Annotated in this window: 3 rRNA genes; all 3 read left to right on the forward strand. The window is 54.9% G+C overall.

The window, feature by feature from the left end:
- Positions 1 to 251 precede the first annotated feature (251 nt).
- The 3 genes from FHR78_RS14790 (at position 252) to rrf (ending at position 5,703) form a co-directional block, all read left to right on the forward strand.
- Positions 252 to 1,771: ribosomal RNA gene (locus tag FHR78_RS14790) — 16S ribosomal RNA — on the forward strand.
- A 468-nt stretch (positions 1,772 to 2,239) separates the two neighbouring features.
- Positions 2,240 to 5,363 (forward strand): 23S ribosomal RNA (locus FHR78_RS14795).
- A 223-nt stretch (positions 5,364 to 5,586) separates the two neighbouring features.
- Positions 5,587 to 5,703: ribosomal RNA gene (gene rrf / locus FHR78_RS14800) — 5S ribosomal RNA — on the forward strand.
- The 16S, 23S and 5S rRNA genes sit together here, the layout of an rRNA operon.
- The last annotated feature ends 47 nt before the right edge of the window (positions 5,704 to 5,750 follow it).

The raw sequence follows: 5,750 nt of genomic DNA on the forward strand, positions 1-5,750 counted from the left end.
GTTTCACAGCCGCTCCGGACGATGATCTATTACAGGTCGGGTTCCTGATGCGTTTGGTCCTTGAGAACTCAACAGCGTGCACATTGTCAAATGCCAAATTATACCCTGGCATTGTCTGAGGCTTCGGTCTTGGATGGTGTTTAGGTTTCTTTGAGATTGACGGACAATCAACAATCGTCAGATTGTTTTGTTCTTTCAGTCAGCATCAAATTCAGCAGTTATCACCTTTTTCCGGTGGTTCTGTTTTTTCTTTTACGGAGAGTTTGATCCTGGCTCAGGACGAACGCTGGCGGCGTGCTTAACACATGCAAGTCGAACGATGAACTCCAGCTTGCTGGGGGGATTAGTGGCGAACGGGTGAGTAACACGTGAGTAACCTGCCCTTGACTCTGGGATAAGCGCTGGAAACGGCGTCTAATACCGGATACGAGCTTCAGCCGCATGGCTAGGAGCTGGAAAGAATTTTGGTCAAGGATGGACTCGCGGCCTATCAGCTAGTTGGTGAGGTAATGGCTCACCAAGGCGACGACGGGTAGCCGGCCTGAGAGGGTGACCGGCCACACTGGGACTGAGACACGGCCCAGACTCCTACGGGAGGCAGCAGTGGGGAATATTGCACAATGGGCGCAAGCCTGATGCAGCAACGCCGCGTGAGGGATGACGGCCTTCGGGTTGTAAACCTCTTTTAGTAGGGAAGAAGCGAAAGTGACGGTACCTGCAGAAAAAGCACCGGCTAACTACGTGCCAGCAGCCGCGGTAATACGTAGGGTGCAAGCGTTGTCCGGAATTATTGGGCGTAAAGAGCTCGTAGGCGGTTTGTCGCGTCTGCTGTGAAATCTGGGGGCTCAACCCCCAGCCTGCAGTGGGTACGGGCAGACTAGAGTGCGGTAGGGGAGATTGGAATTCCTGGTGTAGCGGTGGAATGCGCAGATATCAGGAGGAACACCGATGGCGAAGGCAGATCTCTGGGCCGTAACTGACGCTGAGGAGCGAAAGCGTGGGGAGCGAACAGGATTAGATACCCTGGTAGTCCACGCCGTAAACGTTGGGAACTAGATGTGGGGACCATTCCACGGTCTCCGTGTCGCAGCTAACGCATTAAGTTCCCCGCCTGGGGAGTACGGCCGCAAGGCTAAAACTCAAAGGAATTGACGGGGGCCCGCACAAGCGGCGGAGCATGCGGATTAATTCGATGCAACGCGAAGAACCTTACCAAGGCTTGACATATACCGGAAACGGCCAGAGATGGTCGCCCCGCAAGGTCGGTATACAGGTGGTGCATGGTTGTCGTCAGCTCGTGTCGTGAGATGTTGGGTTAAGTCCCGCAACGAGCGCAACCCTCGTTCTATGTTGCCAGCACGTTATGGTGGGAACTCATAGGAGACTGCCGGGGTCAACTCGGAGGAAGGTGGGGATGACGTCAAATCATCATGCCCCTTATGTCTTGGGCTTCACGCATGCTACAATGGCCGGTACAAAGGGCTGCGATACCGTAAGGTGGAGCGAATCCCAAAAAGCCGGTCTCAGTTCGGATTGAGGTCTGCAACTCGACCTCATGAAGTCGGAGTCGCTAGTAATCGCAGATCAGCAACGCTGCGGTGAATACGTTCCCGGGCCTTGTACACACCGCCCGTCAAGTCATGAAAGTCGGTAACACCCGAAGCCAGTGGCCTAACCCTTGTGGATGGAGCTGTCGAAGGTGGGATCGGTGATTAGGACTAAGTCGTAACAAGGTAGCCGTACCGGAAGGTGCGGCTGGATCACCTCCTTTCTAAGGAGCATGTACCAGCCCCGCTGTTTACACGGGGATCATCTGGTCAAGTCAGTTCCGAAGCGAATGTCTTCGGCTGGCGCTCATGGGTGGAACATTGACAATGACTTTCTTGTGAGGTCATCGGCGCTAGTACGGCATCTTCGGGTGTCTGGAACGTGACGGTGATGGATCGGGGGAGTGTGCACGCTGTTGGGTCCTGAGGGACCAAACCGGCCGGCCTTCGGGCCGGTGGGTTTCACTCCTCTGGGCCAGGAAAGTCCTGCATGTATCGCAGGGTGATTCTGGTGCCGCCCGTATTTTGAGAACTACACAGTGGACGCGAGCATCTTAGTCGCAATGTTTTGCCGGCCTTCGGGTTGGTGAGTGTTGTGATACTAAGTGCAATTTCTTAGACCAATCTGCCTTCGGGTGGGTTGGCGAATGAGATAACACTGAGCTGCCAGCTTTGGCTGGTGGCAACTTTGTGGTCAAGTTTCTAAGAGCAAACGGTGGATGCCTTGGCATCTGGAGCCGAAGAAGGACGTAGAAATCTGCGATAAGCCTCGGGGAGCTGATAATCGAGCCCTGATCCGAGGATCTCCGAATGGGGAAACCCCGCCAGGCGTTTTGACCTGGTGACTCCCGCCTGAATATATAGGGCGGGTAGAGGGAACGTGGGGAAGTGAAACATCTCAGTACCCACAGGAAGAGAAAACAACAGTGATTCCGTCAGTAGTGGCGAGCGAAATCGGAAGAGGCTAAACCGGTCATGTGTGATAGACGGCGGTCGTTGCATGGTCGGGGTTGTGGGACCCGTTGTCCTGTTCTGCCGGACAGGAGCAGTTACAGCGCAGTATAGGCGAACAGCTTTGAATGGCTGGTCATAGAGGGTGCGAACCCCGTAGCCGAAATGCTGGCGCTGGCTGAATGGGGATCCCAAGTAGCACGGGGCCCGAGAAATCCCGTGTGAATCTGTCAGGACCACCTGATAAGCCTAAATACTCCCAGATGACCGATAGCGGACAAGTACCGTGAGGGAAAGGTGAAAAGTACCCCGGGAGGGGAGTGAAATAGTACCTGAAACCGTTTGCTTACAAACCGTTGGAGCCTCCTTGTAGGGGTGACAGCGTGCCTTTTGAAGAATGAGCCTGCGAGTTAGCGATATGTGGCGAGGTTAACCCGTGTGGGGTAGCCGTAGCGAAAGCGAGTCTTAAGAGGGCGATACAGTCGCATGTCCTAGACCCGAAGCGAAGTGATCTATCCATGGCCAGGTTGAAGCGACGGTAAGACGTCGTGGAGGACCGAACCCACTTCAGTTGAAAATGGAGGGGATGAGCTGTGGATAGGGGTGAAAGGCCAATCAAACTTCGTGATAGCTGGTTCTCTCCGAAATGCATTTAGGTGCAGCGTTGCGTGTTTCTTGCCGGAGGTAGAGCTACTGGATGGCCGATGGGGCCCAAAAGCTTACTGACGTCAGCCAAACTCCGAATGCCGGTAAGTGAGAGCGCAGCAGTGAGACAGTGGGGGATAAGCTTCATTGTCGAGAGGGAAACAACCCAGACTACCAACTAAGGTCCCTAAGCGTGTGCTAAGTGGGAAAGGATGTGGAGTTGCAGAGACAACCAGGAGGTTGGCTTAGAAGCAGCCACCCTTGAAAGAGTGCGTAATAGCTCACTGGTCAAGTGATTCCGCGCCGACAATGTAACGGGGCTCAAGCACACCACCGAAGTTGTAGATTTCGTATTATAGACAAGCCTTCGTGGTTCAGTCGTACGGAGTGGTAGGAGAGCGTCGTGTGGCCAGTGAAGCGGCGGTGTAAACCAGCCGTGGAGGCCACACGAGTGAGAATGCAGGCATGAGTAGCGAAAGACGGGTGAGAAACCCGTCCTCCGAAAGACCAAGGGTTCCAGGGCCAGGTTAATCCGCCCTGGGTAAGTCGGGACCTAAGGCGAGGCCGACAGGCGTAGTCGATGGACAACGGGTTGATATTCCCGTACCGGCGAAGAACCGCCCAAGCTAATCCAGTGGTGCTAAGAGTCCTAACCCGGCTGAGTGGATCCCTTCGGGGTGATGCCGGCCGGTCTAACGCTCGACCCCATGCTGGTGCGGTTAGCGTATTAACAGGTGTGACGCAGGAAGGTAGCTGAGCCAGGCGATGGTATCCGTAAGGTGAACCTGGTGTAAGGATGTAGGGCTGACGATAGGCAAATCCGTCGTCAATGCGCCTGAGATCCGATGCGTACCCCGATTGGGGGAAATCAGTGATCCTATGCTGCCGAGAAAAGCATCGACGCGAGGTTCAAGCCGCCCGTACCCCAAACCGACTCAGGTGGTCAGGTAGAGAATACCAAGGAGATCGAGAGAATCGTGGTTAAGGAACTCGGCAAAATGCCCCCGTAACTTCGGGAGAAGGGGGGCCGGAACCGTGATGGGATTTACTCCCGGAGCGGGAAAGGCCGCAGAGACCAGTGGGAAGCGACTGTTTACTAAAAACACAGGTCCGTGCCAAGTCGCAAGACGATGTATACGGACTGACGCCTGCCCGGTGCTGGAAGGTTAAGAGGAAGGGTTAGCGCAAGCGAAGCTCAGAATTTAAGCCCCAGTAAACGGCGGTGGTAACTATAACCATCCTAAGGTAGCGAAATTCCTTGTCGGGTAAGTTCCGACCTGCACGAATGGCGTAACGACTTCCCAGCTGTCTCAACCGCGAACTCGGCGAAATTGCACTACGAGTAAAGATGCTCGTTACGCGCAGCAGGACGGAAAGACCCCGTGACCTTTACTACAGCTTGGTATTGGTGTTCGGAGTGGCTTGTGTAGGATAGGTGGGAGACTGTGAAGCTCGGACGCTAGTTCGGGTGGAGTCATTGTTGAAATACCACTCTGGTCACTTTGGATATCTAACTACGAACCGTGATCCGGTTCTGGGACAGTGCCTGGTGGGTAGTTTAACTGGGGCGGTTGCCTCCTAAAGAGTAACGGAGGCGCCCAAAGGTTCCCTCAACCTGGTTGGCAATCAGGTGGCGAGTGTAAGTGCACAAGGGAGCTTGACTGTGAGACTGACAAGTCGAGCAGGGACGAAAGTCGGGACTAGTGATCCGGCAGTGGCTTGTGGAAGCGCTGTCGCTCAACGGATAAAAGGTACCTCGGGGATAACAGGCTGATCTTGCCCAAGAGTCCATATCGACGGCATGGTTTGGCACCTCGATGTCGGCTCGTCGCATCCTGGGGCTGGAGTAGGTCCCAAGGGTTGGGCTGTTCGCCCATTAAAGCGGTACGCGAGCTGGGTTTAGAACGTCGTGAGACAGTTCGGTCCCTATCCGCTGCGCGCGTAGGAAATTTGAGAAGATCTATCCCTAGTACGAGAGGACCGGGATGGACGAACCTCTGGTGTGTCAGTTGTTCTGCCAAGAGCACCGCTGATTAGCTACGTTCGGAACGGATAACCGCTGAAAGCATCTAAGCGGGAAGCCGGCTTCGAGATGAGATTTCCATACCCTTCGGGGTGAGAGGCTCCCAGCTAGACTACTGGGTTGATAGGCCGGATGTGGAAGTGGGGACTAACGACCCATGGAGCTGACCGGTACTAATAAGCCGATAACTTGACAACACTCTTCCCCTGTAGAGGAGGAAGAAAGATTGCTTCGCGTCCACTATGTGGTTCCCGGAAGACGGTCGGTAACGACCCTTCACGGTGACACCCCAACACCAGCCCGTTTTGTGGGTATGGTGTGGGGACAACAGAACAGACAAGTCCCGCCAGTTGATGGTGGGCATGGTCTGAAACAGACTTCACCCTCGCCCAGCCTTGCTGGGGGTTGTGTGGTAAATGTTTCGGCGGCCATAGCGAGAGGGAAACGCCCGGTCCCATTCCGAACCCGGAAGCTAAGACTCTCAGCGCCGATGGTACTGCAAGGGGGACCTTGTGGGAGAGTAGGACACCGCCGGACTTCCTTTACAGAAGAGCCCCTCCACGGAGGGGCTCTTCTCGTTTAAC

The sequence above is a fragment of the Frigoribacterium faeni genome (assembly GCF_011761235.1).
GTDB classification, from domain to species: Bacteria; Actinomycetota; Actinomycetes; order Actinomycetales; family Microbacteriaceae; genus Frigoribacterium; species Frigoribacterium faeni_A.